The sequence below is a fragment of the Vibrio sp. 1562 genome (assembly GCF_033340155.1).
Classification (GTDB): domain Bacteria; phylum Pseudomonadota; class Gammaproteobacteria; order Enterobacterales; family Vibrionaceae; genus Vibrio; species Vibrio alginolyticus.
Genome location: NZ_JAWOVY010000001.1, coordinates 242,379 through 267,506, shown reverse-complemented (window position 1 = coordinate 267,506; position 25,128 = coordinate 242,379). Strand labels below are relative to the sequence as shown.

General features: G+C 45.5%; 26 protein-coding genes. 16 read left to right on the top strand and 10 right to left on the bottom strand.

All coding sequences use genetic code 11. The features are described 5' to 3' along the window. The first annotated feature begins 5 nt into the window (after positions 1 to 5). Entirely contained in the window at positions 6 to 1,046 is a 1,041-nt protein-coding gene (locus tag R7Z49_RS01240) for a flagellin (RefSeq protein ID WP_186585500.1), read from the top strand. 88 nt (positions 1,047 to 1,134) lie between these two features. Here the strand turns inward: R7Z49_RS01240 and R7Z49_RS01235 are convergent, their stop codons facing one another. Further along, on the bottom strand, positions 1,135 to 3,798 hold the full coding sequence (locus R7Z49_RS01235; RefSeq protein WP_054574522.1) for a DUF2339 domain-containing protein: 2,664 nt from the start codon (positions 3,796 to 3,798) through the stop codon (positions 1,135 to 1,137). Between the two features lie 440 nt (positions 3,799 to 4,238). Between R7Z49_RS01235 and R7Z49_RS01230 the strand changes: the two genes are divergently transcribed. The 4 genes from R7Z49_RS01230 to R7Z49_RS01215 all read left to right on the top strand — a co-directional run bounded on the left by R7Z49_RS01230 (position 4,239) and on the right by R7Z49_RS01215 (position 8,405). Further along, positions 4,239 to 6,038: a cation:proton antiporter gene (locus R7Z49_RS01230; protein WP_005373994.1), complete on the top strand. Its 1,800-nt coding sequence runs from the start codon at positions 4,239 to 4,241 to the stop codon at positions 6,036 to 6,038. Positions 6,039 to 6,276: 238 nt separating this feature from the next. Next, positions 6,277 to 7,296: a type 2 isopentenyl-diphosphate Delta-isomerase gene (gene fni / locus R7Z49_RS01225; protein ID WP_005388695.1), complete on the top strand. Its 1,020-nt coding sequence runs from the start codon at positions 6,277 to 6,279 to the stop codon at positions 7,294 to 7,296. Between the two features lie 194 nt (positions 7,297 to 7,490). After that, the gene (locus tag R7Z49_RS01220; protein WP_005373992.1) at positions 7,491 to 7,754 is read left to right on the top strand and encodes a DUF3012 domain-containing protein; all 264 of its coding nucleotides are present in this window, start codon (positions 7,491 to 7,493) and stop codon (positions 7,752 to 7,754) included. A 252-nt stretch (positions 7,755 to 8,006) separates the two neighbouring features. Further along, positions 8,007 to 8,405, top strand: a complete 399-nt coding sequence (locus R7Z49_RS01215; protein WP_005388696.1) for a GFA family protein — start codon at positions 8,007 to 8,009, stop codon at positions 8,403 to 8,405. Between the two features lie 93 nt (positions 8,406 to 8,498). On the opposite strand, the gene R7Z49_RS01210 is transcribed toward R7Z49_RS01215, so the two are convergent. Beyond that, positions 8,499 to 8,849, bottom strand: coding sequence for a rhodanese-like domain-containing protein (locus tag R7Z49_RS01210; protein ID WP_025768015.1), 351 nt, complete (start codon positions 8,847 to 8,849; stop codon positions 8,499 to 8,501). A 267-nt stretch (positions 8,850 to 9,116) separates the two neighbouring features. Here R7Z49_RS01210 and R7Z49_RS01205 point away from each other — a divergent pair, with 267 nt between their 5' ends. The 3 genes from R7Z49_RS01205 (at position 9,117) to R7Z49_RS01195 (ending at position 11,354) form a co-directional block, all read left to right on the top strand. Then, positions 9,117 to 9,407: a co-chaperone GroES gene (locus R7Z49_RS01205; RefSeq protein WP_005373989.1), complete on the top strand. Its 291-nt coding sequence runs from the start codon at positions 9,117 to 9,119 to the stop codon at positions 9,405 to 9,407. Positions 9,408 to 9,440: 33 nt separating this feature from the next. Further along, on the top strand, positions 9,441 to 11,039 hold the full coding sequence (gene groL, locus R7Z49_RS01200; RefSeq protein WP_053304624.1) for a chaperonin GroEL: 1,599 nt from the start codon (positions 9,441 to 9,443) through the stop codon (positions 11,037 to 11,039). A gap of 105 nt (positions 11,040 to 11,144) precedes the next feature. Further along, positions 11,145 to 11,354 carry a hypothetical protein gene (locus R7Z49_RS01195; protein WP_005373984.1) on the top strand — a complete coding sequence of 70 codons (210 nt, stop codon included), beginning with the start codon at positions 11,145 to 11,147 and terminating at the stop codon, positions 11,352 to 11,354. 131 nt (positions 11,355 to 11,485) lie between these two features. Here the strand turns inward: R7Z49_RS01195 and R7Z49_RS01190 are convergent, their stop codons facing one another. Then, positions 11,486 to 12,097 (bottom strand): LysE family translocator, encoded by a 612-nt coding sequence (locus R7Z49_RS01190; RefSeq protein ID WP_318111216.1) that lies wholly within the window; start codon positions 12,095 to 12,097, stop codon positions 11,486 to 11,488. 109 nt (positions 12,098 to 12,206) lie between these two features. Between R7Z49_RS01190 and R7Z49_RS01185 the strand changes: the two genes are divergently transcribed. Then, a complete protein-coding gene (locus tag R7Z49_RS01185; protein WP_005388706.1) occupies positions 12,207 to 13,097 on the top strand; it encodes a LysR family transcriptional regulator in 891 nt (296 codons plus the stop codon). 59 nt (positions 13,098 to 13,156) lie between these two features. Further along, positions 13,157 to 13,528 carry a VOC family protein gene (locus R7Z49_RS01180; protein WP_005373979.1) on the top strand — a complete coding sequence of 124 codons (372 nt, stop codon included), beginning with the start codon at positions 13,157 to 13,159 and terminating at the stop codon, positions 13,526 to 13,528. Positions 13,529 to 13,626: 98 nt separating this feature from the next. Here R7Z49_RS01180 and R7Z49_RS01175 read toward each other — a convergent pair whose 3' ends face one another. Then, positions 13,627 to 13,848: a hypothetical protein gene (locus tag R7Z49_RS01175; RefSeq protein WP_017635120.1), complete on the bottom strand. Its 222-nt coding sequence runs from the start codon at positions 13,846 to 13,848 to the stop codon at positions 13,627 to 13,629. A 122-nt stretch (positions 13,849 to 13,970) separates the two neighbouring features. Between R7Z49_RS01175 and R7Z49_RS01170 the strand changes: the two genes are divergently transcribed. Further along, positions 13,971 to 14,498, top strand: coding sequence for a TetR/AcrR family transcriptional regulator (locus R7Z49_RS01170; RefSeq protein ID WP_033906295.1), 528 nt, complete (start codon positions 13,971 to 13,973; stop codon positions 14,496 to 14,498). Positions 14,499 to 14,542: 44 nt separating this feature from the next. Here R7Z49_RS01170 and R7Z49_RS01165 read toward each other — a convergent pair whose 3' ends face one another. Beyond that, entirely contained in the window at positions 14,543 to 15,493 is a 951-nt protein-coding gene (locus tag R7Z49_RS01165) for a helix-turn-helix domain-containing protein (protein ID WP_033906296.1), read from the bottom strand. 184 nt (positions 15,494 to 15,677) lie between these two features. On the opposite strand from R7Z49_RS01165, the gene R7Z49_RS01160 reads away from it, so the two are divergent. The 4 genes from R7Z49_RS01160 to R7Z49_RS01145 all read left to right on the top strand — a co-directional run bounded on the left by R7Z49_RS01160 (position 15,678) and on the right by R7Z49_RS01145 (position 20,625). Then, positions 15,678 to 17,090: an ethanolamine ammonia-lyase subunit EutB gene (locus R7Z49_RS01160; protein WP_053304620.1), complete on the top strand. Its 1,413-nt coding sequence runs from the start codon at positions 15,678 to 15,680 to the stop codon at positions 17,088 to 17,090. Then, positions 17,083 to 17,967: an ethanolamine ammonia-lyase subunit EutC gene (gene eutC / locus R7Z49_RS01155; RefSeq protein WP_017635123.1), complete on the top strand. Its 885-nt coding sequence runs from the start codon at positions 17,083 to 17,085 to the stop codon at positions 17,965 to 17,967. The genes R7Z49_RS01160 and eutC overlap by 8 nt, the downstream gene beginning before the upstream one ends. A gap of 11 nt (positions 17,968 to 17,978) precedes the next feature. Next, the gene (gene eat / locus R7Z49_RS01150; RefSeq protein ID WP_005373969.1) at positions 17,979 to 19,382 is read left to right on the top strand and encodes an ethanolamine permease; all 1,404 of its coding nucleotides are present in this window, start codon (positions 17,979 to 17,981) and stop codon (positions 19,380 to 19,382) included. A 187-nt stretch (positions 19,383 to 19,569) separates the two neighbouring features. Further along, positions 19,570 to 20,625: a nitronate monooxygenase gene (locus tag R7Z49_RS01145; RefSeq protein ID WP_318076033.1), complete on the top strand. Its 1,056-nt coding sequence runs from the start codon at positions 19,570 to 19,572 to the stop codon at positions 20,623 to 20,625. Between the two features lie 38 nt (positions 20,626 to 20,663). On the opposite strand, the gene R7Z49_RS01140 is transcribed toward R7Z49_RS01145, so the two are convergent. Continuing rightward, positions 20,664 to 21,143 (bottom strand): peptide-methionine (S)-S-oxide reductase, encoded by a 480-nt coding sequence (locus tag R7Z49_RS01140; protein WP_005388723.1) that lies wholly within the window; start codon positions 21,141 to 21,143, stop codon positions 20,664 to 20,666. 217 nt (positions 21,144 to 21,360) lie between these two features. Between R7Z49_RS01140 and R7Z49_RS01135 the strand changes: the two genes are divergently transcribed. Then, complete coding sequence (locus R7Z49_RS01135) at positions 21,361 to 22,101, top strand: DNA-binding transcriptional regulator YciT (protein ID WP_104980415.1); 741 nt, start codon at positions 21,361 to 21,363, stop codon at positions 22,099 to 22,101. Here the strand turns inward: R7Z49_RS01135 and R7Z49_RS01130 are convergent, their stop codons facing one another. From R7Z49_RS01130 to R7Z49_RS01115, 4 genes are all read right to left on the bottom strand, one after another. After that, complete coding sequence (locus R7Z49_RS01130) at positions 22,102 to 22,995, bottom strand: DMT family transporter (protein ID WP_025768008.1); 894 nt, start codon at positions 22,993 to 22,995, stop codon at positions 22,102 to 22,104. Between the two features lie 154 nt (positions 22,996 to 23,149). Next, a complete protein-coding gene (locus R7Z49_RS01125; protein ID WP_042523322.1) occupies positions 23,150 to 23,506 on the bottom strand; it encodes a VOC family protein in 357 nt (118 codons plus the stop codon). A gap of 29 nt (positions 23,507 to 23,535) precedes the next feature. Next, positions 23,536 to 24,189, bottom strand: coding sequence for an isochorismatase family protein (locus R7Z49_RS01120; RefSeq protein WP_054579245.1), 654 nt, complete (start codon positions 24,187 to 24,189; stop codon positions 23,536 to 23,538). A 32-nt stretch (positions 24,190 to 24,221) separates the two neighbouring features. Then, positions 24,222 to 24,947, bottom strand: a complete 726-nt coding sequence (locus tag R7Z49_RS01115; RefSeq protein ID WP_005373953.1) for an NUDIX domain-containing protein — start codon at positions 24,945 to 24,947, stop codon at positions 24,222 to 24,224. Positions 24,948 to 25,128 lie beyond the last annotated feature (181 nt).

Here is a 25,128-nt window from a genome sequence, read left to right as displayed (position 1 = left end):
TTTTTATGGTAATGAGTACAGTAGAGGTTAGACCCCATAGCATACGCTTAGGTGGACAAGAACAAGCCTCTATCATGCCGACCCGTTCTGCAGACTCAAGTACGGCAATTAAACCGCGCCCGGGGCGAATTCAGGCTGACACTGCGTCAGCCTACTCTGTATCTGGTATTCAGCTTACACAGGGTCAGCAGCAAGCCACGGCGGTTCAGATCGCGTCCAAATCGCTGCAGGTGATTGGCAAAGAGCTCACGCAAATTAAACGTGGTTTGACGCAAGCTATTAATCAAGGCGTACAAAATGTTCCTGGTTTGCAGGATACATTGGTTCGCTCTAAAGCCACCATCCAAAAAGTCGTTGAGCAAGCACGTTTCGATGGCCAGAAAGTCCTAAATAACGAACTGCACTTAAAACTGGATAAAGCGGATATTCGTCGCTTTTCTATTCCAGGTTTGAATGTTCATCGCTTAAGCGACAAGGCCGAGCAAATCCGTTTGGATTTTCCTCAAGGTCAAGCGGTGATGATTCAGTTTGATGGACAATCAGACGGTGAGCGAACGGTCAAAATGCTGGATCGCAGCTTGATTGCGTTAGGAATGCGAGCCTCATTAGCCGATGATGGCAGCATTTTATTTGAAGCCAGAGACAACGCTTATCAACAAATGCAGCAAAAGGTGATGGTAACGGGGGAAGGGCACCGATTCCCTGCGGGACAGCCTAACGTTTTGAACTTAAAGTCTGAGCCAGATGGTATTGCGGAGCTCGGGTTTGATCTAGGCTCACGCGACGGCATCAAGCAGACGATTGCCAAAGTAAATCAGCATCTGAAACAAGTTCAAACGAGCTTGCAGGAAGCGAAAGCTTTTCATGGTGAACTGAATACTCAAATGCGTTCTATCCAAACCAAAACCGCACAGCTTTCAGTCAATGAGGTGAATGCAAAACTGGATGGATTCATGCAAAAGTCTGGCGAGTTTACTTCGACTTTTCAGGCATTGAATGCGCAAGCAAACGTGCGTCGTCATACTGTGGTCGCTTTACTGAAGTAACGAACACTCCAATGATTCCCGGCTTTACACTGTTATCGTCCCCCAATAACGAAAACAGCGCACTGTCGGGAATCTCTCTTCGACTCGTCTAGGGCTCGAGAGCTTTTGCCACCGAACGATTCAATTTCTGGAATAGCCATCCAAGTGCTATCAAAGACGCACCTAAGCCTAAGAAGCTTATCGCTCGCCAGAACCCATCCAGAGAGCTCACATCCCATAAGAATACTTTCAGTGCGACACAGGCAAGGACCACTAGACCGACACGCTGCATCATCAGCCCCTGTTGGGTCACGCCGCGCCAAGTCAGCAATCCACCTACGAGCAAGCCAGCCACTGAATAACTGAACAACTCTGCCATGCTGGTTGGCTGATACAGCATCATCGATGTGGTTTGCCAGAATTGACGGATAGACATCCCCAACCAAATGGCTGCAAGTAAAAAGCCTAGACTAGCAATCGCAAATCGATGAACTTGCAACGTATTCCAGCGCTTAAACGTTGCGATAAGCAGGATGCAAGCTGGTAACAGCCAGCCGATACTCAGCATGTTAAAGATGGGAAGTGCTTGTGCCGAGACGTTATCAGTCACCAACGGCGATTCTGCCGTATTAAGCAAAATAATCAATATAGCGAACGCGCACCAAAGCAAGTAACTATAGATTTCGTAGATACGGCTTAAGCGTTGCGCAAATTGGCTGCGGTAGCTGTATACCAAACCCATAACTAATGCTTGATTGGCAAAGACTGCCGCACTTGTGAAGTCGATGTGCCCCAAGTAACCATATTGCCCCGTTAACCAGTAGTTAGTTTGGGTGAACAATGCCATTAAGAATACATGTAAAAACGCCCCTTCAAACCAGTTGGTCAGTTCTCGGTCCACTTGTTTTAGTGTTGAACGAGCATAAGACAAGATGAAGAGAGAAGGCATATAACTCACAAGAACCCAAGCCCAATGCCCAGCTTCTACCGGTTGCCATTCGGGTATGAAAGGTAGCAGCGTGAGTCGGATAACCAGTATTCCCATTGCCACTTTAATCGCCCAACTCGCAGGTCGAAATAACCCGACTTGAGCCTGTAAGGCCATTATCGCAACTTGTATTGAGATTGCTGTTGTTAACCAAGTATCGCTCAACCAAACAAAAGCGATACCTACGATTAAAGCATGCATAACGGCAGAGCATTCTAATGCCAACGAACGTGCACGCTGACCAAGCACAACATAGTAAGTGGCCATCAATGCGCAGAAGGTAGTCCAATACCACAGGTAGCCTTGCATAAATTCGTCAACATAAAGCAACGTAATTAAGCTCATCGCGGGAGCCAGTACCAGCAGAAGCAGCCCACTGAGTTGCGAACGGTCACTAAGTGATTGGCAATATGTTCGATAGCAGATCAGCGCAATACTCACCGCCAATGCGAATAGGATGCTAGCTTCTCGCTCTACCATATACAGCGCATCAAAAGCGATGGTAAGAACTATTAGCGCGGTTGCCGAGACGAGTATGGATGGCAAAAATACACGTAATGACCAGCCTGTACGAAGTGCTGGTAGCCAGATGCTCGCAACAAGCAGCGTATAACAGTACGCCATTTGTAGAGTGTTCAGCTCCGGCATTCTGGTGACGGCAGAAAAGGTCAATAAAGCAGTTGCGAGAGCGGTAGCGGTCGGCGAGTTTGTCCACTTGCTTTGATAGTGACGAAAGCGAGGATTGAGCATCCAACCCATTCTCGGAACCGCGAAAATGAGATACAAAGTGATGGAGAGATAAATCGCGAGCCACGAGAACAACAGTTCTGTTGGTACACTCTCAATTAACAGCAACATCCAAATGACATGTGGAATCGCGATACTTGGCGTAATCCATGCCCTACGCACTTTTTGCATCAATAAGGTCGCCGCGAACGAAATCGCGCAGATGTATCCGGCTAACAAAAAGTAGTTGGGTTCACTACCTCCAATCCACAGTGGTGCTGTGTAGCCACCAATTAAGCCAAGCACGGCCATTAACGGCCCTTGTCGCAATGATAATGCTAAACTGAAAAATGCGGCTGAAGCCAAAATGATCAACGAGATACTCGGCGTTAGCATTTGATAAACCACAAAGGCAAAAATGACGGTGCAGTAAATGCCCGTTAATCCCGTACCGGTAACGGCAGCAGGAACATACGTAAAGCCTTGGGCTCGTGCTGCCCGTTGCGGATTCTGTTGTTCTTTACGGTGAAACCACTCGCCAACAAGCACCATAAGTAATGAGATCACAAAGGCAAAGGATACTCGCATAAATGGCGAAAACTGGATGTGGCTACCAATCACCTGTACGAGATAACCTCCACCGATCAGCATGGCCAATGCGCCTACCCAAACCAACCAATTTTCTTGAATGTTGCTAAGCAGGCTCTGAACTTTACTCTGAAGGAATGACTCATTTTCTTGACTAAAAACATCCAGTTGCACTTCTCTTGTCTGGGCGTACCCTTGATTCGCAGCGCTCTGGTCCAAGTCTAGGTTGGCAGCTGGATCATGTTCCCCAGAGGATGAGACATTTTTCTGTTGTGATTCTATGTGAGGTGGCGTCGCTACAGATGGTGTGTCTTTTTCGATGCTGGATTGTTGGTGCACTTGTGGGTTTGAGCCCCCATGGACACTGGCTCGTAGTGATGTGACTTCCTCACGAAGTTTGGCTAGTTCTTTTTCTAAAAGTGCAGCTCGGTTGGCGGCTTTCACTCCGATGAGGATGGCGAGACACGCCATGAACAGTGCTAGTATTACGTACAATCCATTTCTCCTTGCGTACGTCGCGTGACCCACGATTCTTAACTTTGAGCACTTACGCTAAAGCTTAGTTCATGCTCTATGCCTTAGCCTCATATAGTGCTAGGTTCCGCGCTTTCTTTAGAAATCATTCTACATAATGAAACTCAATGCGTAATGATGAATTCGACAAAGTCGCACACTTGTGTGCCACTTTAAAACCTGATGAACAAAAATGAGTCGTTAAGTCATTGGGGGTCAACTATATTCATAGTTCTGATGCGATCGCCAAATGACTTCAAACATGTGCGTTTCGTAGCGATGTCATCGAAGGTCAGTCGTTTGATTTGCACGTTCGGTTGTTTCTATTTGACCGTAAGGCTGAATGTATTCGGGTATAGCGCATTCACGCGAAAAAAGACAAAAACAGGTAATTATTGATGCAAGTGGGTAATGAAGCGCTGGTGCTGTCAGCGGTTGGGGTTATTGGTTTAGGTTGCCAATGGTTAGCTTGGCGATTGCGTTTGCCAGCGATTTTATTTTTGTTGTTGGCAGGGCTGATCGTCGGGCCATTTATGCAGTGGTTAAACCCTGATGAGATATTAGGTAATTTGCTCTTTCCGTTGGTCTCTTTAGCGGTGGCAGTGATTTTATTTGAAGGCAGTTTGACCTTAAATTTTAAAGAAATTCGTGGCGTGAGTGGTTCGGTATGGAGCATTGTTTCCATCGGGGCGATCATTTCGTGGGCAGCGACCAGTATCGCAACACACTATTTCCTCGGCTTTACTTGGGAGCTTGCCATGTTGTTTGGCAGCTTAACCGTAGTAACAGGGCCGACGGTCATCGTGCCACTTCTACGAACCGTAAGACCTAACAGTACGCTTGCTAACATTTTGCGATGGGAAGGGATTTTGATTGACCCGCTCGGTGCGCTTTTTGTTGTGATGGTTTACGAGTTTATCGTATCTCACAGTGCGATAAATAGCGTCGAAGTGTTTGGGACGATCATTGCTGTCGGTGTCATGCTAGGTGCGGCCTCAGGCTATGCAGTTGCGACGATCATGCGTCGTTCTTGGCTACCGGAATATTTGCAGCCATTTGCGGTTTTGATGGTGGTTCTAGGTGTATTTTCGGTCTCTAACCACATTGAGTCTGAAGCTGGGTTACTAACCGTCACCGTAATGGGTATGTGGCTCGCAAACGCTAAAGACATCAATATTCAGCAAATTCTGCATTTTAAAGAGCATTTAACCATTTTACTGATCACCGGATTGTTCATCTTCCTTGCGGCTCGAATCAGTCTGGATGATTTTGCTGCGCTAGGTAGCGGTGCGTTATTGTTGTTTGTATTTATGCAGTTAGTGTCGCGTCCGTTATCGATTTTTCTTTCAACCTTCCGCAGCAACTTGCGTCTCAAAGATAAGCTGTTTTTGTCTTGGGTTGCACCGCGCGGTATTGTTGCTGCTTCGATTTCGTCTCTTTTCGCGATCAAATTGACTGAATACGGCATTGATGAAGCGATTTTACTGGTCCCTATGACCTTCATGGTGATTATAGGAACGGTCGTGTTACAAAGTGCGACGGCACGTCCTGTAGCGCTGACGTTGGGCGTTGCAGAGCCAGCACCACGCGGCTTCTTGTTGATTGGTGCTAACCGAGTAGCAAGAGAAATAGGGCAGGCGCTGGCGCGTTATGACCGCCGCGTATTAATGACTGACTCAAACTGGGAGTACATCAGTCAGGTTCGTATGTTGGGATTGGATTACTATTACGGCAACCCTATTTCTAGTCACGCGGACGACAACTTGAACTTGATAGGAGTTGGACAAGTGGTTGCATTAACGCCCGATCAGCATTTCAACATTATGGCTTGCATGCAATTCGTCGACGAGTTTGGGGAAGATAAAGTTCACTGCTTACAAAAAGTGAAAACCAACGGCAATGGCAGCGAGAAGCACTCCGTGGCTCAGGAGTACCATGGTAAATTGCTGATGGGCGGCAATGTAAGCTATACCCAGCTAGCCAGTATGTTAAGTCGTGGTGCAGAGGTTAAACACACGAAATTGAGCGATAACTTCACGTATCAAGATTATTTAGCGCATCACAAAGGTAGTTCAGTTGTACCGCTGTTCCATGTAGAAGAAAAAGGAAAAATTCAATTCTGTGATGATCCCGAACAGTTTGAACCAACGACGACAAGCACTGTTGTGTCGCTAATTCTGTCGGACAGCGTAAAGTAAACTACAGAGCAATGTGATCCATTTTCATCATGGGTATCGTACGCTGATTATCTCAATTTGAAGAGAAACTTGCCGGCTTGTTTAAAACGGAAAGCGAGTTTCTTTTCTTATAATGTCAGGGGCAGTCGAGATTCATTACTCGTTTCGGAAAAGTAATCCGGCAAATTCACAAAATTCGCATTGACGTTACTGATAAGGATCGCAATACTGCGCGACTGTTTTACTTTAGGGTGACATTATGGCTCCGCAAACTAACCGAAAAGATTTACACCTAGATGCTGTTTTACATCATGATATGAGCATGAAGCATAAAACGGCGGGTTTTGAGTCTGTCGAGTTTGAACACTGTGCGCTGCCAGAATGTGACTTTCACGCGATCGATTTATCGACAGAGTTTCTTGGTCATCAATTAGCGCTACCGTTTTTGATTAGCTCGATGACTGGCGGAGCAAAAGACGCAGAAACGATCAATTGTCGTTTAGCTGAAGCAGCAAGTGAATTAGGTATTGCCATGGGTGTGGGCTCGCAACGGATTAGCTTAGAAGAAAGTCAGCATTCGGGCTTGGGTAAAACCATTCGTGAGTTGGCGAAAGAAGTACCGTTGTATTCCAATCTTGGAGCCGCTCAATTGCTCGATAAAGGTAAACTCGATAATGCGCAACGTGCGGTTGAGGCGATTCAAGCCGATGCCTTGTTTGTGCACGTTAATCCAATGCAGGAAGCGTTTCAGAAAAATGGCGACCACAATTGGGTTGGTGTTTTCCAGGCAATTGAGATGCTTAAATCTCGCGTGAAGGTTCCTATCATTATCAAAGAAGTCGGTTTTGGTATTAGCGGACACGTTGCGCAGCGATTAATTGATGCTGGTGTGGATGCAATTGACGTTGCGGGCGCGGGTGGCACAAGCTGGAGTGCGGTTGAAGGGTATTGCCAAGATAATCCGAAAATGCAGCGTGCAGCCGAGCTTTTCCGCGATTGGGGTGTCCCTACAGCAACATGTTTGGCTCAAATCCGCGCACTGCATCCTACATTACCCTTGATCGCCTCGGGAGGTGTTCATAACGGACTTGAAGCGGCGAAAGCCATTCATTTGGGTGCTAATCTCATTGGGCAAGCTGGTGCGGTATTAAAAGCTGCGACGATCAGCACGCAGTCTGTCGTCGATCACTTTGAACAAATGGCATTAGAGCTGCGTTTAGCGTGCTTTGGTACTGGCTCTTTTAAGGTTGGTGAGCTAACAAAAGCGCGCTGCCTATAGCTTTTAGAATGGCGCGCTTTACACAGAGTCGCTCAATAATTTTTCGGTGTCTTAACACGTAGACTGATAATTTCGTTATAGTTGATACAAAAGTCACTTCAGCTAGTGACGCCTTTATTCAGACACTTGAATGGGCATGTGTTGAAGAGATTGAGTTTAATTTTACTATTGTTTGCAACTGGAACCTTAAATTTATGAAAAAACTAGTCATGCTGATGTTGGCGGCTTCTGCTTTGACCGCTTGTAGTGATGAAGTGGGCACTGAAGGCTGGTGTAACGACATGCGCGATAAGCCAAAAACAGAATGGACAGCAGACAACGCGGTAGACTTTGCAAAGCATTGTGTTCTGCAAGATGGTGTCGGCAGCGAGCAATGGTGTGAAAACCTGAAAGATAAGCCGAAAGGTGACTGGACTGCAAACGAAGCGACCAGCTTTACTAAACACTGCATTTTTTAAGCACAGCGGAAAGCGCCTTTTCTGAGGCGACATTCTGTGAGGTAAACACCAAGCGTTATTGCTTGGTGTTTTTGTATCTAAAATAGCTCGATTTTTCACGTGTCGAGCGCACTTCCCTCTGAATGGAATGTTTTACATTTTCGTTTCATTTTTGAAAACCTGTATTGCCTGTCTTTAATTTTTCGTATTGCAGTGGCATGGTGTCGAGATAGCCATCTAATTCAATTAGATTCATAACAAAAAGGAATTCAAATGGAAGTACTAAAAGGCTCATGTCTGTGCGGCAAGGTAAAGTTGGAAGTGGCAGATGAATTCAAGTACATGGGAAATTGCCATTGCTCTGAATGCCGCAAGTTCACAGGTTCTGACTATTCATCTGCCGGTGGTATTGCGTTGGATAAATTGCTTATTATCCAAGGGAAAGAAGATATTCAAACTTATCAGAAAAGCGAAAATACCATGCTATGCTTTTGTCGCCACTGCGGATCAAGTCTGTATTCGAAAAAGAACAATGGGATCGTCAATATTCGCCTTGGTATCTTGGATGACACACCTTCTCACAAGCCTGATTTCCATATTTTTGTCGCGTCGAAAGCGCCGTGGCTCGAGATATCGGATAACCTGACTCAATTTGATGCAGGGCCAAAATAGAGTTGTTGTAGATAAGTATTTAGAAACAGAGCGCGTTACAATACGCTTGCGACGCGCTCTGTGCTTTTACTTTGTATATTAGAACGGAGACGACTATTTGGCGTCTTGTAGTTCTTCAAAGCCACCTGCATTGTGCAGATTCGTAAAGCCTTGCGATTGTAAGTATTGATACGCTTTGCCAGAGCGGTTACCACTGCGACAGTACAACACGATAGCTTGATCTTTATCGACGTCTTGAAAATGTTTATCAAGTTCAGATAAAGGGAAGTTGACGGCATTATCCAAATGCCCTTCAGAAAACTCTTGCGGCGTGCGCACATCGACAATCATCGCGCCCTCGTCAATCAATTGCCAACCTTGTTCAGCGCGTTCAGAAGCTGACACGTTGGGTGAGAGGAAGCCAACGCATAACGTTGCAAGAAATAGAGATACGGCCTTTTTCATTGTTTGATTATCCTTTTTAAGAGTACGTAACCACTCTAGATTTGATTGAGCACATTTTCCATCATAAAGAGATGCTAAGTGGTTGTGAATGCGATAATTCGATAGAAAATTTTATTTAATTTAATAAAAAATTTTTATCAAATTCACCTCTTGAACTCTAATTTTTCGACCTTATTATTTTCATCGAAAGCGAGCTGTCGACTCGCAAATCCATCTTGATGTTTATTTTGTCTTTTATTTTTGGTTCCAAGTAGGAGGCACTTAAAAATGAAAATTCGTCCTTTAAATGACAAGCTAATTGTTGAAAGACAAGAGGTGGAAAATAAATCTGAAGGGGGAATCGTTTTAACTTCTCAATCGGTGAAAAAATCAAACCGCGGGAAAGTCATTGCTGTTGGTTTAGGTAAACGTCTTGAAAATGGCGAACGCGCTGCGATGGAAGTCAAAGTGGGCGACCAAATCATTTTCAATGACGGTTACGGCGTGAAAACCGAGAAAATTGACGGCGCAGAATACTTAATTCTGTCCGAATCTGATGTGTTAGCAATCGTTGAGTAATTATTTTTGTAGTAGTTTTTTGAGGAGATAACCATGGCTGCAAAAGACGTATTATTTGCTAATGACGCACGTCAAAAAATGCTGAAAGGTGTGAACTTACTGGCGGACGCAGTAAAAGTGACACTAGGCCCGAAAGGCCGCAACGTTGTGCTTGATAAATCTTACGGCGCGCCAACCATCACCAAAGATGGCGTGTCTGTAGCGAAAGAAATCGAACTGAAAGATAAGTTCGAAAACATGGGCGCACAAATGGTGAAACAAGTGGCGTCCAAAGCGAATGATGAAGCGGGTGACGGTACAACGACCGCTACCGTACTGGCGCAATCTTTCATCAATGAAGGTCTTAAAGCGGTAGCCTCTGGCATGAACCCAATGGACCTAAAACGTGGTATCGACAAAGCCACTGAAGCGGCGGTTGAGAAACTACGTGAAATGTCTAAGCCATGCAGCGACAAAGAATCCATCACCCAAGTGGGTAGCATTTCTGCAAACAGCGATCGCGCGATCGGTGAAATCATTGCAGAAGCGATGGAGAAAGTGGGTCGCAATGGCGTGATTACGGTTGAAGAAGGCCAAGGTCTAAACAACGAATTGTCTGTGGTTGAAGGTATGCAATTTGACCGCGGTTACTTGTCGCCATACTTCATCACTAACCAAGAAAATGGCAGCGTAGAGCTAGACAACCCTTACATCCTATTGGTGGACAAAAAAGTCAGCAGCATCCGCGAGCTATTGCCTGTACTAGAAGAAGTGGCGAAATCTTCTCGCTCGCTATTGATCATTGCTGAAGACATCGAAGGTGAAGCGCTAGCGACATTGGTTGTGAACAACATGCGCGGCATCGTGCGTGCGACCGCGGTGAAAGCGCCTGGCTTTGGTGACAACCGTAAAGCGATGATGGAAGACATTGCGGTACTAACTGCTGGTACGGTCATCTCTGAAGAAATCGGCCTAGAGCTCGAAAAAGCAACGTTAGAGCAACTAGGTAGTGCGAAGAAAGTGACCATCACCAAAGACACAACAACCATTGTGGGTGGCGCAGCAGAAGCAAGCGCGATTGCTGATCGTGTGGCTTCGATTGAAAAACAAATCGAAACAACCACCTCTCAATACGATAAAGACAAGCTTCAACAACGTGTTGCGAAGCTTTCTGGCGGCGTAGCGGTGATCAAGATCGGCGCTGCAACCGAAGTTGAGATGAAAGAGAAGAAAGATCGCGTGGACGATGCACTACACGCTACTCGCGCAGCGGTTGAAGAAGGTATTGTTGCTGGTGGTGGTGTTGCCCTAACTAAGATCGCGAAAGAATTGGCGGATCTAAAAGGCGACAATGATGACCAAAACGTGGGTATCCGAGTTGCGCTACGTGCAATGGAAGAGCCTCTTCGTCAAATCGCAACTAACGCAGGTGACGAAGCTTCTGTTGTGGCGAACGCTGTCAAAGCGGGTGATTCCGATTACGGTTACAACGCTGCAACAGGTGAATACGGCAACATGATCGAAATGGGCATCTTGGACCCTGCGAAAGTAACACGCTCAGCGCTTCAATTCGCTGCGTCTGTTGCTGGCTTGATGATCACCACTGAAGCGATGATCACCAACCACGTTGAAGACAAAGAACTTGATATCTAACGTCATCAACCGTTAGTGATTAAGTAAGCGTTAAAATAACAATAACATTGCAAAACCTAAGCGGGCTCGCTTGAGCCCGCTAATCAGTCATTTGAGGTAAGTGTTATGACCCGTTTACCTGCGTTTTCTTTCTCAATATCTGAGCCGGGCGGTAATGAAGCTTCGTCAACGTGGCCGACTGCTATTCACTTCCCCCTCGTTCCAGCTGGGCCAGAGTTTTCGATCGAAAATGCTCTGCCTAAACGTCCGACAGTGACGATATTCACTATCGATCTGTCTCAGTTATTTAAAGGGGACGCTCGGGTCATCCATTAACTGTATCGAAACAGCCAGCGCACGTTGGCTGTTTTTTTCTAATTTAAAGTATTGATAATGTAGATTTTTATTTGATTACTGCCACTTGTTCAATGATCAATTTGAACTGGGGTAATCGGACCGCAAGCGCACTACACCTTTAAGCCCAGCATTGCGCCGAAAATGATTAATCCCGCCCCACATGCTTGATTGAGTCGATGCTTAATCTTCAACAAGAAAGCTTGTAGCTGGGATGACGTGAATAAAACAGCAACGATAGAAAACCAAATACCATGCAGCGCAATCATATAAATCCCGTAAAACAAGGCGATGTGTTGCTGACTAGAGTCGGGAGAAATCACTTGGCTAAAAATACTCAGAAAAAACAGCATCGTCTTGGGATTGAGTAAATTACACAGAAATCCCTGCATGAAAAATCGCCACATTGAATACTCGCTCTGTTGAATGGTTTCTGAGTTTGACGCAGGCTGCGAGGAGAATATTCCTTTAATCCCAAGGTAGACAAGATAAGCGGCCCCAAGATAGCGCACGAGATTAAACAACCATTCATTTTGTGAAATTAAGTAACTGATCCCTAGCATGGAGTAAGCGATGTGGATGCTGATCGCCATGCTGATACCAATCGCACTGTATACGCCTGCTTTTCGTCCTTGATTTAAGCTATTTCTTAATACCAAAACAAAGTCTGCGCCAGGGCTAATGACAATAATCACACCTAATAACGCAAGAGTTACAAATTCCATATCGATTTCCTGTTTGAATGATGAAGTCTGGGATGTAGCGGAATTTTAGGCGTCTTTATTACTGACTATAATCGAAAAACATTCCCATATTGGTGAGAAAAACTCACAGATGCGTCACCTGAAATCTTTTTATGTCTTCCACGTTGCGGCGAGTTCTTCAAGCTACACTGAAGCGGCTGACAAACTGAACATTACCCACGGAGCCGTGAGTAAGCAGATCAAGCAACTTGAGCAATATCTGTCTCAACCTTTGTTCTTCAAAGAGGGCAGGAAAGTCGTGTTGACGGCAGAAGGCGAATTACTCAAGACATACACAGAAACGGCATTCCAAACGCTAGAAACAGGCGTGAATACGCTTATTCAAGAGAAGCATCAGCATCTTGAAGTGTCTTGTGAACCGACATTAACCATGCGCTGGTTGATGCCAAGGTTGGCCGCGTTTAATGATGAACACCGTGCTGATGTTCGTTTGTCGACGGCTGGTGGCCCGGTAACATTAGGATCAACTGGGCTTTCGATGGCGATTCGTCGAGACGATTTTGCGCAGCATCACGATTACGACAAAACCATTCTTGTGGAAGAGTGGGTGGGGCCGGTATTTTCTCCTGAGTATTGGCAATCCATTAAAGACAATTTGAAAGCAGCTCGATTGTTGAATAGCCAAACCAGACCGAATGCTTGGGCGGATTGGCAGCAATCAACACGTTGTGAAACTTTCAACGGCAACACTCAGCAATCATTCGCGCATTTTTATTTTTGCATACAAGCCGCAGTGGATGGCTTAGGCGTCGCAATGGGATCGTATCCTTTTGTCATGGACGATATTAAGCGTGGTAATTTGGTCGCACCATTTGGGTTTTCTCCATCAAGTTGCAATTACGTTTTATTGAGTCAAGATAAAAAGCGTACAGAACTCGAACATAAATTTATCACGTGGTTACAAACGCAAATGGCAGAGTGTGTGCCACTGTCATCACAGCAGATCACGCAAGGCGAATAGAAGGCATAGAGCGAGATTACGTCAGTCAGTTTTATGGAAAAAGGCTTAGGAAATTGGAAATGGAAAACCTCAATATTGTTGAAATCAAATCATTTGTTCCGGCGAAAGATTACGCGCTATCAAAACGCTTTTATGAGGCGATTGGCTTTGAAATGGCGTCGGACTTCGGTGATGTAGCATACTTCTCTCAAGGTAGCTGCGCGTTTCTTTTACAGAATTTTTATGAGCCAGAACACGGCAATAACTTCATGATGCACTTGCTCGTAGAAGACGCAGAAAGTTGGCATCAGCACTTATCCAAAGTGGGTCATGAGGAATTTGGTTCGCGTTTGACAGAGCTAGTCGAGCAACCTTGGGGCATGCGCGAATGTTGTTTGTTTGACCCTAGTGGCGTTTTATGGCGAATTGGCCAGAACATGAATACTGACTAAAGCCAGTCTTATTTTCACCGCATCTACGCGCAGGTATTGAGATCTCGATATCTGCGCGTTTTCTTTTTTACTTAGCCTTGCCAACGTTTGTAGCGCACTCACGCCTTTTTCGAGGTGGTGTGCGATGGGCTAACGCCAAAAAACTCCTCAAGCAGCATGGCTTTGAGTTCCGCTCTGACTTCTGCGCCACCGATTAACGCCAAAAGTGCGAGTCCTCCTGGAATAAGGATGACCATTAATATCGGTCTTAAAATATACGAAAAGCAGAAGATGGTCGGGAAGAAAATCAATCCTTGGCCTAGTTTGTTTAATACGTACATGAGCGATTCCTTTTGTTTTTATATAAAATGAGCATGCTCAATTTTATAAATGAGCGCGCTCAATTTGTCAATCTCAACCACGCAAGGTATGATCCTTTCAGGCTCATTAAGCAGACACATCAATGACGAAGCGACAACAAACCAGAGATAAAATTCTAAAAGCCGCATGGGCATCTTTTGCTCAAAATGGCTATGACATGACGACCACAAGGCAGATAGCGAGAGAAGCAGGAGTAGCCGATGGTACAGTGTTTAGCCATTTCCCGACTAAACTGTCGATTTTGCGCGAAGGGATGCTGGCGCAACTGCAACAGATCAGCCAAGAAACGCTAGTCAGTGTGGAAGGTAAAACCGATATCGACATTGGTTTGGCGCTGACGGAGAAATACTATCGCTACTATTTTGCGAACGTTGAGCTGAGCCGAGCTTTGTTGAAAGAAGTGATTTGGGATTTGGATTATTATCAGTCGTTTAACCAAGCTTTGTTTCAATCTGTAAACGGAAGCTCCGTCCTTGAGGGAAAAATACCGCTGATTTTTGACTGCTATTTTATGACGTTAATCTCGCACTTGAGCCGTGCAGAACCGGATGTTGAAGCGGCACTTGAAGAGTTTCATGCTAAGTTTCAGCAAATCATTGCGACTGCATAACATGGCCCCAACGCAGGATCTGAAAGAATATACTGCCTGTCATTTTATTTGCTGGACTCCCATTTTCTCGTTTCAGTTGGCGTCTCACCAAATAGCCGCTTGTAGCTTTGACTGAACTGCCCGAGATGGAAAAAACCAAAGTCAAAAGCAATTTCTGCAATTGTTCGATTATCTTCAGGGCTTTGTAGCACTCTACGTACTTGATTCAGGCGCATTCGATGTATGAACTGCTTTGGGGAAGTATTACAGCAATGTTCAAAGGTGTACTGTAGTGTGCGACGACTGACGTGTACTGCGTCACACAGTTCACTGACGGTTATCGGTGTACGGTAGTCTAGATCCTGTAGCTGTTGTTTTATACGGTGCATCACGTGTTGACGATGAGAGCTTGATATCGGATGGCTCGTGTGCAGTGAACTGAGTGAGAACAACTCCAGCACAATATCTTTTAAGATTGCTTGATGTGTGGTTTCAGACCATCTTGGCTCGGCGGAACCAAGTAACGTGCCTAAGTAGTATTTAAGTTGTTGAATGTGTTTTTCCGTCAAACCCGTTAAGTGTAATGTGTTGTTTTGGATACTCCCAAGCTCAAGTTGATTTTCTATGATGTGAACGAAGTTTTTGTCGAGCACTATTCCATAGATAGAAAACTGCTCCGGTGTCATTAACTCAAAATCAGCGCCACCTTGCCTAAGCAAAAGTTGGCTTGAATTAAACTGACTGTGATTTAGGTGTAGCGGCTTATTTTCCGCACTCAAACCCAACCAAATACCTCCCTCTTCAACCCTGCATTGCTGTCTTAGCGAGCGGTTACTGTCTTCACGAAACACATGGAAATTGGGAAATCGTCGTTCTCGAATTTGACCTAAAAATCGACCATCGCTGAGTTGGTCATATTCCTGTTGCCAGTTTATCAGACTCGCAGCTTGTTGGTTTGCATCCTTAGTGTGATGGATGCACAGCATTGGTGCAGTTTGGGGTATTTGGTTACTCATCCTTGTGATGCTCATTCCTTTTTTGTGAGTCATGTTGGAGCAGTATTTACATAACTCATTGTTTATTATTGGTTTATAAATGTTGCCAGTTTTTGATAACGCTACGGAACACATTTGGCAATACTTTCTTAAAGCTTATTGATAGTTCAGCAAAAAGCGAACCAAATAGTGAAGAGGAAGAGCAATGACGGCAACTTATCGTCGGCAACAAGGAAGTAAAGTCTATACCTTTAAGTCATTAGCTGACTTGATGGCGAAAGCGACACCGGAGCGCTCAGGCGATGCGTTAGCCGGGGTTTGTGCTCAGTCAGCGGCAGAACGTGTAGTCGCACAAATGGCGCTGTCTGAGTTACCACTTAAAACGTTTCTTAACGAGGCGGTTATTCCATACGAAAGCGACGATATCACTCGCCTAATTATCGATACGCACGACCTTGAAGCCTTTAAGCCGATTGAGCACTTGACGGTCGGAGATTTTCGAAATTGGCTGCTGAGTGAAGATGCCGATGGTGAAACGTTGGCTAAAATTCGTCAAGGTTTAACACCAGAAATGGTGGCCGCAGTCAGTAAGATTATGCGCAACCAGGATTTGATTCTCGTTGCTAAAAAATGCCAAGTTGTCACGGCTTTTCGGAATACGATTGGTTTGCCGAGTCGCCTGTCTACTCGCTTACAGCCGAATCATCCCACTGATTCTCTCAACGGTATCGCAGCGACCATTTTTGATGGTCTGATGTACGGAAATGGCGATGCGGTTATCGGTATCAATCCGGCAACAGATAATGTACCTCAAGCTATTAAGTTAATGAACTTAATGGATGAGGTGATTCAACACTATCAAATACCGACTCAGTCTTGTGTGTTAACTCATGTCACGAACACGATCGAAGCCATTGAAATGGGTGCACCAGTCGATCTCGTTTTTCAGTCGATAGGCGGCACGCAAGGGACGAATGATACCTTCGGAATCGACTTGTCGATTTTGAAAGAGGCCCATGAAGCCGCGTTGTCGTTGAATCGAGGTAGCGTAGGAAACAATGTGATGTATTTTGAAACCGGACAAGGTACAGCGCTGTCTGCGAATGCATTTCATGGGGTCGATCAGCAGACTTGTGAAGCCCGCGCTTATGCTGTCGCGAAACAGTTCGATCCTTTGTTGGTTAATACTGTCGTTGGGTTTATTGGCCCTGAGTATCTGTTTGATGGCAAGCAAATTATTCGTGCTGGGCTTGAAGATCATTTCTGTGGGAAGTTGCTTGGTTTACCTATGGGTTGCGATATCTGTTACACCAATCATGCCTATGCCGATCAGAATGACATGGATAACTTGCTGACACTATTAGGTGTGGCCGAGTGCTCGTTCATCATGGGTATTCCAGGGTCTGATGACATCATGCTCAATTATCAAACTACCTCATTTCACGATGCCCTTTACGCAAGAAAAGTACTCGGTTTGAAGCCAGCACCAGAGTTCGAACAATGGTTAATGGAGATGCAGATTTTCGAGAGCGTGCAAGACGTTCGGTTAAGTGAGCAAATCTCTCGCTCGTTTTCGGGAGCAATTAACCAACTGAATAAGGGGTATTCTCATGGGTAAAGTAATCACCATTGCTCAGTCCCCACAAGATGAGTCTGAAGTTGTCACATACAACCCGTGGGGCAAGTTACGTGACTTCACCTCTGCTCGGATCGCTCTGGGTCGTAGCGGGAACAGTGTACCAACCAACGAGTTACTCTCATTTCAGCTGGATCATGCCCAAGCTATGGATGCAGTGCATTGCAGTTTGAATATTGAGTCTCTCGTTGCTGGTTTGTCGGACTCTTACTCGATTCTTGAAAATACCTTAGAGCCTCCAGTGGTAGTGAGCAGCCGAGTAAGTGATCGGCTTATGTACCTGCAAAGGCCCGATTTAGGAAGGCAACTCGATGAATCTTCTTGGCAAACGCTCAACTTGATAGCAAATGAGCATAACACTGACATTGATCTTGCGATTGTTATTGCTGATGGACTTTCTTCCGTCGCAATTCAAAACCATGCCGTGCCTGTTGTTACTCGATTGATTTCTCTTTTAAGCGCTGATGATGAACATCAATGGAAATTCGCACCTATCACAATCGTAAAGCAAGGAAGAGTAGCGGTAGGGGATGATGTTGGTGAATGTTTTAACGCCAAGGCCGTGCTGGTTTTAATTGGAGAGAGACCCGGTCTAACTTCTCCGGATAGCATGGGTATGTATCTCACTTGGGGGGCTAAACGAGGCTCTAAAGATTCCCAAAGAAACTGCATTTCCAATGTGCGTCCCCAGGGGCTCAACTATGACGATGCCTGTGAACGCGCATTTTACTTGCTCAAGGAGGCTCGAAAATTACAACTGTCAGGAGTGAATCTGAAAGATCGCTCAGATATCAATGAGCCAAGTGGCGCAAGCGTTGAAGATAAACACAGCGACAACTTTTTAATTTCATCAAAGTAGAAGGATTTACTATGTCTAAACATCAGGAGTACTTGGCCAAAAGGCAGCTAAAAAGAGGCACCGCAGGTTGGATTTTACTTGCGGGCTTAGGTGTCTCGTATGTTATATCTGGTGACTTCGCCGGTTGGAACTTTGGCATCGCTCAAGCAGGATGGGGAGGCTTTCTTATTGCTGCTATCGCGATGGCAGTAATGTATTTCACGCTAGTATTGTCTTTAGCTGAAATGTCTGCGGCTATTCCTGCTGCGGGTGGTGGTTACAGCTTCGCAAGACAGGCGATGGGGCCGACAGGTGGCTTTTTCACTGGCTTATCAGTTTTGATTGAATATGCGCTCGCGCCTGCTGCGATAGTGATTTTTATTGGCTCAGCAGTTAATGAATTGGTTGGTATCGATGGTCCTGTTGTTTACGCACTTTTCTACGCCGTCTTTATCGCTATTCATATGGCAGGGGTTGGCGAAGCTCTCAAAGTAATGATGGTCATCAGCGGTTTGGCTGTGCTAGCTATTCTAATTACTGCTGCTGTGCTTATTGGTCACTTTGACGTTAATAACTTATTCGATATTGCTCCGGCGACGGCTCAGGCAACAGAAATCTTGCCGTTTGGGTGGTATGGCGTATGGGCTGCGTTGCCATTTGCAATGTGGTTGTTTCTTGCGGTTGAAGGTGTGCCTTTAGCGGCAGAGGAGGCAAAAAATCCGGCAAAAGATGTTCCCAAAGGCATCATTGGTGCGATGCTGTTTTTATTGCTAACCGCAACTCTCGTAGTCGTCCTTTTGGCTGGTGCGGTTGGCTCAAAGGTCATAGGCGATAGCGCGGTGCCATTAGTTGACGCCCTAAAGCTTACGGGCAATTCAACGGTAGCAATGGCCGTGAACTTACTTGGATTGGCTGGCCTTATCGCTTCTTTCTTTTCAATCATTTATGGTTACAGTCGCTTGGTGTTTGCGCTTTCCCGCGCGGGTTATTTACCGCAAACTTTGTCATTAACCAGTGACAAAAAAGTGCCTTCTCGTGCGCTTTTGGTTCCGGGCGTTTTTGGGTTCTTGGTTTCACTTACGGGTGAGGGGGACTTAATCTTGGCGATGGCTGTTGTCGGTGCGACTGTATCGTACGCATTAATGTCCTTGAGCCATATTTTATTGCGAATTAAACAGCCGGAATTAACTCGTCCATATAAAACGCCTGGTGGGATAATTACTTCGAGTATTTCTCTGGTGCTTTCTTTGATCGCAATGACAGGTGTTTATGCTTTTGATCCCTCAGCCTTTTTCATGACAATGGGATTGTTTCTTATCGGTGGTGTTTATTATGGGTTATACAGCCGCAACAAATTGGTGGCAGCAACCGCCGAGGAAGAGTTTGCCATGCTGTCTGTGGCAGAGCTAGAGCTTGAATCAGATGTCGTACGATAGTCACTTTGATTCTTGTTATTCAGCATATTAAGGGAGCCATAGGCTCCCTTTGTCATTTCTATCAAAAGTGCATAGCGCACAAATGCATCACTTTAACTTTATAAGTGTTTAATCATGTGAAAGTCTAGTCTGGATAACGATGGCGCAGATCTATCACAGGTAAAGGTTAAGTTTTCAAGGAAAGATCATGATAAACAAGGTATTTAATACACTTTTGGGAACAGAGTTACCGATTATTCAAGCGCCAATGGCCGGTGTGCAAGACAGCCAAATGACCATCGCCGTCAGTAATGTTGGCGGGCTTGGCTCGTTACCTTGTGGAATGCTGAACAAAGACGCCATCGTAAAAGAACTTCAACTTATCAAGCAGGCAACTAACCGACCGTTTAACCTCAATTTCTTTTGCCATGAAATGCCGGAGTATGACGCCAACAAGCACGAAAAGTGGCAAAAAACGCTGCAACCGTATTTTTCCGAGGTTGATGCAACCGTTCAGGCTCAGCCAAACGCTCCGACAAGGATGCCTTTCAATCATGATATTGCTGACGCGATTGAACCATTTGCACCGCCAGTGATCAGTTTCCACTTTGGTTTGCCAGACGATGATCTGTTAGCTCGAATTAGAGGGTGGGGAGGGAAGATCCTTTCGTCAGCGACCACGGTGGACGAAGCACTTTGGCTAGAAGCAAAAGGCGTTGACGGTATTATCGCCCAAGGCTTGGAGGCTGGTGGACACCGAGGTATGTTTTTATCGGATGATTTAACTACTCAGTTAAGTTTGATGGCGTTATTACCACAAATCGCCAAACGGGTGAATTTGCCTGTTATTGCTGCAGGCGGAATCGCTGATAGAAGAGGGGTGGAAGCCGCGTTGAGATTAGGAGCGAGTGCCGTTCAAGTTGGCAGCGCCTATTTGTTGTGTGATGAGGCGAAAACATCGTCTTTACATCGATATGCCATTGCCAGTGAACGCGCGCAACATACCGCTGTGACCAATGTTTTCTCGGGCCGACCAGCGAGAGGCATTGTGAATCGCGCGATGTCGGAGCTAGGCTACATCAGTGAGTTTGCGCCGAAATTCCCATACGCCTCCATTGAAATGGCTCAACTAAGAGCGCTTATGGAAAAGCAAAACCGAGATGAATTCACACCGTTGTGGTGTGGACAAAACTCGTCGGGTTGTACGGAAATATCGGCGGCAGAAATGACATTGTCATTAGTGGAAGGCATCGATTTTAACTGATATGCATCTTGCCTTTTAAAGCGATGCTGACTGAATGGTTACGAGTTATCCCTGTATTTATGTAGTAAATCTAATGGGATGTGGCAGTAATCATTCGGAAAGTTTGTGAGTCTGTCTTGGTGCTCATCATCACTTGGTACATAATTTGTGAGTGGCAGTACTTCTACGGCGATCTTGTCGGCGTCCGGTCGTGCTGCGATAAACGCTTTCGCGATGGTGAGATGCTGTTCGTTTTGGCTATAAACACCAGTACGGTACTTCTCACCTACGTCTTCACCTTGCTTGTTAACGCTGTAAGGGTCGATTATCTCAAACAAATACCCCATTAAAGTTTCAACCGAAACTTGCTCAGCATCGAACTGGGTTTTCACGCACTCTGCGTAGCCATCGTATTCGGATTGAGTGTTATCCGTTGTGCCATTTGCTCGCCCGGCTTCTGTGTTGATTACGCCCGGAAGGTGGCGCATAAATTCTTGCACGCCCCAAAGGCAGCCGCCAGCGAAGTAAATTTCTTCCATCACTTTTATCCTAGTCTTTACCGTTGTTGGGATGTAGGGAGCTAACCCCTCTTCTTCTATCCCATTTCCGTTGCCCTATTATCTGTTGATGGGAGCGAGATTCGCAAGGTACAGCTTGGCTAATCAGACCACGCGTTTTTTCCTTTTTACTTTCAATTTCTTTTCATATGAAACATCAGGTGAGTATACTGTAAGCCCATCAATAAGGAGCGAACCTGTGAACCCAAGACAAAATGAAATCCTGCAATTAGTGAACGACCGTAAACGCGTTCAAGTCACGGAGCTTTCTGACATCATTGGCGTGTCGGGTGTGACCATCAGACAGGATTTGAACTTTCTGGAGCAACAGGGCTACCTAAAGCGCATTCACGGCGCAGCTACCGCGTTGCAAAGTGATGACATTGATGCCCGCCTAGAAGTACGTTTCGATATTAAACAATCGCTCGCAAACCAAGCTGCGGATTTGGTCGCACCGAATGAGACAGTGCTGATTGAAGGAGGCAGTGCCAATGCGTTGTTGGCTCGGACATTGGCTGAGCGCGGCGATGTGACCATTATTACGCCATCGGCGTATATCGCCCATCTCATCCGTAACACTTCTGCCAACATTATCTTGCTTGGTGGCGTGTATCAGCACCAAGGCGAGAGCTTGGTCGGACCGCTGACTAAGTTGTGTATTGAGAACATTCATTTCAGCACGGCCTTCTTGGGTATTGACGGCTTCCATCAAGACACTGGCTTTACTAGCCGCGACATGATGCGCGCTGAGATTGCAGAAACCATCATTGCGAAAAAAAGGCGCAATATTGTTCTAACGGATTCTAGTAAATTTGGGCAAATTTATCCCTCATCAATTGGTAAGACTGACGAAATATCAGTGCTGCTGACTGACAAAGCCGCTCCGAAAAGCGACCTTGAACAAATCAAAAAGCGAGGTGTGGAAGTTATATTAGGCTGATTAAGCCACGCTTCGTTTTCGCTTCGCGAGCATTGCTGTTGGGGAGAAACCGGTGACTAGCATAGTGCCGCTAAGCACTAGAATTGTTCCTATGATGGTGTTAGAGCCGACGGGCTCATCTAGCACCAAGTAGCCCCATAAGATACCAAAAACAGGAACAAGAAAAGTGACAGTCAGTGCTGACGCTGGGCCGATATCAGAAACTAAGCGGAAATAGAGCAAATAAGCGAACCCTGTGCATACAACGCCGAGCGTGACAACAGAGCTCCATTCGAAATGACTTGGTTCTGCACGCATTGGTAAGAATGGTAGCAGCGGCAGTACCCAAATAACCGCCGCCCACATGCTGCCGTGAGCATTGTCAAAAGCTGGTACTTGTGGCGCATTTTTAGTGTAGTTGGTAGCAATGCCATAGCTGAAAGAAGCCATCAAACTGGCGGCAATAGGGAGCATGGCTTCTTCACCTATGGTTGAAGTATCTAAGCCGACCAAGACTGCAACGCCTCCAATGCCTATTAGCATACCGAGAACAGGTTTTGCTGTGAGTGGGCTGCGGTACCAAGCAAAGCCAACTAGTGCTCCCCATATTGGGGCGGTTGAGTTCAATATTGCTAAAGTTGATGCATTCAGGGTCTGGGCTGCGTACGCAAAGAGTAAAAATGGAACTGCGCTATTGAATAAGCCAATAATAAAGAAGTGTTTAGTATGCGCAGTTAACGTGAGTTTCTTCTTCAAATATACGGCGATCAATAACAAAGCGACGGCGGCAAATGTAACTCGAAATTCGATTAAGTAAGCTGGCCCGAATGTGTTGGCGGCGACTCGCATAAACAGAAACGAGCCACCCCAAATAGCAGCGAGGCAGAGTAAGCGAAAAAAACTGACGGCAGTCATTTGACATCCTTGGTCGAGGTCTAGCGCCTCATCGATTAATTGTTGCGCTAACAGTGAATTAAACCAAGGATGAGGTCAACCAGAAATGTAATGCCAGTTCCGGATCTGGCTAGCTTGGACTCACGTTGATGGTGTGTTGTTGATGTGTGATGACTTAATGGCTCTCTGACCATACTGCGAATTCATTTCCACTCGGTTCAGTGAAGTGGAATCGACAGCCGCCGGGGAATTCGAAAATAGGGCGGATAATTTTTCCACCATGCTGCTCTACTTTTGTCTGAGTGGCCTGAATGTCTGAGCTATAAAATACTAAAAGTGCGCCACCATTTGCGGTTTGGTTTATAAACTCAGATTTGAAGAATCCGCCATCCAATCCTTGTCCTGAAAATGCAGAATATTCTGGACCATAATCGGTAAAGCTCCAGTCAAAAGCACGCTCAAAAAATTGTTTGGTCGCACTGACATTAGTGGAACCAAATTCAACGTAATTCAATTTTTCATGTTGATGCATGGTGAAATCCTTCTCGGTTACTATCGTTTCTAGGCGAACTTTTCTACGATGATGTCGTCCGCTTTTTCGACAAATAATGCGCCATTATCTCTGAGCTCTGTCAGCACATTCTCTACATTATCAGGCAGCACCGCACGAGTTGAAGCAAGATTAACTACCACATTGTAGCCAAGTTCCAGCGCTTGCATGACGGATTTTTTCACACAAAAGTCTAAGGCAAGGCCACCGATAACTAAGGTATCAATCCCGTTGAACTTTAGAAATTCATGCGCGCCTGTCGTTTTGGTGTCGGCAATATCATGGAAAAAAATACCGTAAGGGTGCGCGTCAGGATCCATACCTTTATTAACTTGAAAATCGTAGTCCAACACGGGTGGTAAGCCATCTAGCAGCTCAGAACCTGTTGTGCCAAGCACACAGTGACGGTTCCACTTTATATCCACATTCGGTAAACCAACGGGCTCAAGCATATTGGATGGCGATTCTGCATCCCACTTTGCTTTTGGTGGGTGTAAGTCACGACTGACCAGTTTTAATCGGCCTTTGGCATGATTACTCAGAAGCTCCGGTACGATTTCCAACGCACCTGCAACGGGCAGTTCATTTGGACATAACTCACTAAAGCCTTTCTCTGGATCAACGTCGATCACTGCTGTAGTTTGATAGTTTACTCGAACAGTCATGGCAGACTCCTTGTCTGTCTGATTGTCTGCGTTTATCCACGCAAACAGTTTTGAAAAAAGGTTACTTCGTCGCTAGTCAGCGTATATACCATTGCGGGTTTTCCACCTTTGCCTTTGTTGGTTGAAGCGACTTTATTAGTGGGTTTTAGTACGCCTGAATCTATCAAGCGGCGCTTAATCGTCATTCGGCTGATATCAATACCAAACTCTTGATAAGCAGAAATGATGTCCGCAACCAAAAACTCTTTGTCTAATGCAAACAAAAGAACCGATGTGTATTCAATGGATGCACGAAGCTTTTGCCACGCTTTTTCAATGGTTTTTTGATGATCAAATGCGAGGGTTTCTTCTCCATTGAGAATAGCCTGTAGCGAAAACCATTTAAGTTGGCATTCCGGTACACCTGCATTATTTATTTGCTCTACATTGTTACGATCGACTAAGGCGTAGTGCGTAATGTTTAAGCTCCAGTCTTCTGGGTCGCGCTTTGGATCACCGTCGATAAACGCTTCGCTAAAATGGCGAGGGTAGGTATGGATTTTCTCACGGCAAATTCGGCGACGCGCCGCTTCAAAGTTTTCATCGGCCGGGCGTCCGCCTTCACTGGTTAAGTCTTTATCAAAGACAAATCCGCCCGGTAGTGCCCAGACTCCATGGTATGGCCGATTTGGATTTGAACGTTTAATCAACAACACTTCCAATCCCTTATCGGCACAGCCAGATAGCCTGAATGGAATAATGTCGACAGATACGATCATGGTTGGGTCCTAATATTGATTTGTAAGTAATCTAGCGCATAACAAGTGGTCAATCAATGGGTAAGTAACGAGTTGTTAGAAACGTTTTTGGTAGTGTTCGTAATACGGTTTGAGCATAAATTTACGGATGACTCTGACTTATTCACAATGCTTGCTCGAATTCTAGACAAAAAAACCTTAT